The sequence below is a fragment of the Rhodovulum sp. genome, assembly GCF_011048875.1.
In the GTDB taxonomy this organism is placed as follows: domain Bacteria; phylum Pseudomonadota; class Alphaproteobacteria; order Rhodobacterales; family Rhodobacteraceae; genus Rhodovulum; species Rhodovulum tesquicola.
Genome location: NZ_DSDD01000385.1, coordinates 1 through 3,688, shown reverse-complemented (window position 1 = coordinate 3,688; position 3,688 = coordinate 1). Strand labels below are relative to the sequence as shown.

6 protein-coding genes are annotated in these 3,688 nt (G+C 68.4%); all 6 read right to left on the bottom strand.

Annotation, left to right across the window (positions count from 1 at the left end; all coding sequences use genetic code 11):
- The coding region (locus tag ENN83_RS13455; protein ID WP_287187752.1) for a YgaP family membrane protein at positions 1-200 on the bottom strand (200 nt) is incomplete at its 3' end.
- Positions 201-331: 131 nt separating this feature from the next.
- Complete coding sequence (locus ENN83_RS13450; protein ID WP_287187750.1) at positions 332-529, bottom strand: YgaP family membrane protein; 198 nt, start codon at positions 527-529, stop codon at positions 332-334.
- Positions 530-625: 96 nt separating this feature from the next.
- Positions 626-1,285 carry a Crp/Fnr family transcriptional regulator gene (locus ENN83_RS13445; RefSeq protein WP_287187748.1) on the bottom strand — a complete coding sequence of 220 codons (660 nt, stop codon included), beginning with the start codon at positions 1,283-1,285 and terminating at the stop codon, positions 626-628.
- Positions 1,282-2,154 (bottom strand): 3-hydroxyisobutyrate dehydrogenase, encoded by an 873-nt coding sequence (gene mmsB, locus ENN83_RS13440; protein ID WP_287187747.1) that lies wholly within the window; start codon positions 2,152-2,154, stop codon positions 1,282-1,284. The genes ENN83_RS13445 and mmsB overlap by 4 nt, the downstream gene beginning before the upstream one ends.
- Entirely contained in the window at positions 2,151-3,197 is a 1,047-nt protein-coding gene (locus tag ENN83_RS13435) for an enoyl-CoA hydratase/isomerase family protein (RefSeq protein WP_287187745.1), read from the bottom strand. Before ENN83_RS13435 ends, mmsB begins: the two co-directional genes overlap by 4 nt.
- A partial coding sequence (locus ENN83_RS13430; protein ID WP_287187744.1) for an acyl-CoA dehydrogenase family protein occupies positions 3,194-3,688 on the bottom strand: 495 nt, incomplete at its 5' end. The genes ENN83_RS13435 and ENN83_RS13430, both read right to left, overlap by 4 nt.

Here is a 3,688-nt window from a genome sequence, read left to right as displayed (position 1 = left end):
TTGGTCTTGCGCGTATCGATGCCGAGCAGGCTGTAGGGCGGGCAGGTGCCCATCGCCGCCGTGGCAAGCAGGACGATGCCGATGAGTCCGGCGATCCAGGCCCAGACACCGCCGAAGGTGGTGAAGGCGAGGATGAGCAAGAGCACGCCGATGACGGCGCGGACGGCCCGGTCGACCATTCCCATATTCTTTTCGAACATTGGCTTTCTCCCTTGATGGCGGGCCGCTTGATCCTTGCGGTCCCCATAGGTGGAATCTGGACAGCCGGGCGGGCGTTTCAAGCCCGTCCGGCCGTCCGGGCGCGCGGGAAGAGGACGCGCCGCAGGGCTGATCAGCCGTTTTTCTGGCAGGTGTTCACGCCGATGAGGTTGTAGAGCGGACAGGAGGACATCAGCCCGGTGGCCAGCGGGACGATGCCGATCAGCCAGAGCAGGCTGGCGTCGGTCAGGAACGCCCAGGCCAGCAGCATGAACGCGCCGATAGCGATGCGGGCAGTGCGGTCGATGCCGCCGACATTCTTCTTGAACATGGGTCTTCTCCGATGGTGTGCAAGGGTTGCCGCCCGAGTTTCACGGGCATCGAGGTCTCACCATGCGTCATGCCGGGCGGCGGGTCTGTGATCTTGTCACGCCGCGCCGTCGACGGCCGCCAGCCGGGCAAGCCCCTCGCGGTCCTGGATCGTCACCACGCCGCGGTCGACCTGCACCAGCCCCGCCTTGGCCAGCGCGTCGAGCCGGCGCGAGACGACCTCGCGCGCGGTGCCGATGCGGGTGGCGATCTCCTGATGGGTGGCGCGCACGGCGCCGTCCTCGGCCGAGGCCAGCAATTCGGCCGCAAGGCGGCATTCGACGCGCTGGAAGGCGACCCGTTCCAGCAGCGCCATGATGGATTGCAGCCGCATCGCGAAGGCGCCGAAGACGAAGCGGCGGAAAACCGGCGAGGCGTCCATGAGCCGCAGGAACATCTCGCGCGGCAGAAGCACGGCCTCGCAATCGGTGACGGTGATCGCCTCGCCGGTGTAATCCTCGCCGCCCAGCAGGCCGAGGGTGGATTGCACGCAGGACTGGCCCGGCTCGATCCCGTAAAGCAGGATCTCGCGGCCGGTGGGGCCGGTCAGGAAGACATCGACCCGGCCGGACAGGAGGATGGTGAAGCCCTTGGCCGCCTCGCCGGGGCAGAACAGCACCTTGCCCTTGGGCAGGCGCAGCACGGGCAGGTTTTCAAGCCGGGCGGCGGTGCCCGGCTCGATCCCCTCCAGCCCCTTTGCGCGCGAAAGCCAGCTCATGCCCGGCCGCGTTTCTCGAAGCGGGGCAGCATCGCCGAGAAGTCGCGGCCCCTGCCGTCCTCCTGTTCGACGAAGGCGGCGTAAAGCTCGGCCGCACGCTGGCCCATCGGCGTGTCGGCATCGGCAGCCTCGGCGGCCTGCTGGGCAAGGCGCAGGTCCTTGAGCATCAGTTCCGCGGCGAAACCGGGCCTGTAGTCGTTGTCGGCGGGGCTTTTCGGGCCGATTCCGGGGGCGGGGCAATAGGCGTTCATGGTCCAGCTATAGCCCGAGGAGGTCGAGACCACGTCGAACATCTTGCCGCGATCCAGCCCCAGCTTGTCGGCCAGCGCAAACGCCTCGCAGGTGGCAATCATGGTGACGCCGAGGATCATGTTGTTGCAGATCTTGGCGGCCTGGCCCGCGCCCGAGGCGCCGCAATGCACCGCCTTCTGGCCCATCACGTCGAACAGCGGGCGGACCTTGTCGAAGGCGGCGTCGCTGCCGCCCGCCATGAAGGTCAGGGTTCCGGCCGCGGCCCCGCCCACGCCGCCAGAGACGGGCGCGTCCACCGCCATCTTGCCTGCGGCCTCGGCCTCGGCAGCGACGGCGCGGGCGCTTTCGACATCGACGGTCGAGCAGTCCAGCAGCACCGCGCCTGCCTCCATCACCGGCAGCACCTCGGCGGCCACGGCGCGCAGGATGGCGCCGTTGGGCAACATGGTGATGACCACATCCTGCCCGCGCGCGGCCTCGGCGGCGCTTGCGGCCGGGGTGACGCCTTTGGGGCAGGGGGCAGCAAGGTCGAAGCCTGTCACCTGATGGCCCGTCCCGGCAAGGTTCGCCGCCATCGGCGCGCCCATGTTGCCCAGTCCGATGAAGCCCACCTTCATGTTCTGTCCTCCTCAAGGTTCAGTTCGTCCGGCCCCAGCGGCGCCAGCATCGCCGCCACATCGGCCGCGGTGACCGAATTCAGGTCGGCATGGCGCCAGCTCGGGTTTCTGTCCTTGTCGATGATCGCCGCGCGGATGCCTTCGAGGAAATCCGCATGTTCCGGCGCGCGATGGGTAAAGCGGTATTCCAGCGCCAGCGCCTCGCGGATGGCGTCGCAGCCTTGCAGGCGGTTCTGCATCTCGATGGTGCAGGCGACCGAAAGCGGGCTGCCCCGGCCAAGGCGGGCCAGCGTGTCGGTCGCGAAGTCCGAGCCGTCGGCCCGCAGCGCGGCGACGATCCCGGCCAGATCCGGCGCGGCGAACAGCCGGTCCACCAGCGGCTGAAGCGCGGACAGCTCGCCCGGCGGCGGGGGCAGGGCTGCGGCGAGGATGGCGTCGGGATTGCCGGTGGCGACAAGTTTGGCGATCAGGTCGGGCCAGTCGGCCTCGGCCACGAAATGATCGGCAAAGCCCGCATAGATCGCATCGCCCGGGCCCATCCGGCGGCCCGTCGCGCCCAGATAGGCGCCCAGCCGCCCCGGCGCGCTGGCCAGCAGCAGCGAACCGCCCACATCGGGCACCAGACCGATGCCGCATTCGGGCATGGCGATCTGGCTGGTCTCACCCACGATGCGGTGGCTGCCATGGCAGCCCACGCCCACGCCGCCGCCCATGGTGAAGCCCTGCATCAGGCTGACCACGGGTTTCGGATAGCCCGAGATCTTGGCGTTCATCCGGTATTCGTCGCGCCAGAATTTCTGGCCATAGGCGTAATCGCCCTGCCTGCCGGTTTCATACATCACCGCGATGTCGCCGCCCGCGCAGAACGCCTTGTCGCCCTCGGCGTCGATCACGACCAGCGCGATGCCCGCCTCGTGCCGCCAGTCGTCCAGCGCCTTTTCGATTTCAAGGCACATCGGATAGGTCAGCGCGTTCAGCGCCTTCGGGCGGTTCAGCGTGATGCGGCCGGCGCGGCCCTCGATGCGGATCTCGATGTCGGTCATCCCCGCGCCTCGATCAGGTGGCGCGCCACGATCAGCCGCATGATCTCGTTTGTGCCTTCGAGGATCTGGTGCACGCGCAGGTCGCGGACGATCTTCTCGATGCCGTAATCGGCCAGATAGCCATAGCCGCCATGCAGTTGCAGGCATTGGTCGGCCACGCGGCTGCCCGCTTCGGTGACGAATTTCTTGGCCATGGCGCAGAATTTCGTGGCATCGGGGGCCTGGGTGTCCAGCTTCCACGCCGCCTGGCGCAGGAAGGTGCGGGCGGCCTGCAACTCGATCTCGGCGTCTGCCAGCCGGAATTGCAGCGCCTGGAAGCGGTCGAGGCTCTGTCCGAACGCCTTGCGCTCGCGCATATAGGCGAGGGTGGCGTCAAGGGCGGCCTGCGCGGCGCCCAGGGAACAGGCGGCGATGTTCAGCCGCCCGCCATCGAGCCCCATCATCGCGTAGCGGAAGCCCTTGCCCTCTTCGCCCAGAAGGTTCGCGGCCGG

Excerpts from the sequence above, each read along its gene's own strand:
- ENN83_RS13435 (WP_287187745.1), bottom strand. The coding sequence starts at position 3,197 with ATGACCGACATCGAGATCCGCATCGAGGGCCGCGCCGGCCGCATCACG.
- ENN83_RS13445 (WP_287187748.1), bottom strand. The coding sequence starts at position 1,285 with ATGAGCTGGCTTTCGCGCGCAAAGGGGCTGGAGGGGATCGAGCCGGGC.
- mmsB (WP_287187747.1), bottom strand. The coding sequence starts at position 2,154 with ATGAAGGTGGGCTTCATCGGACTGGGCAACATGGGCGCGCCGATGGCG.
- ENN83_RS13450 (WP_287187750.1), bottom strand. The coding sequence starts at position 529 with ATGTTCAAGAAGAATGTCGGCGGCATCGACCGCACTGCCCGCATCGCT.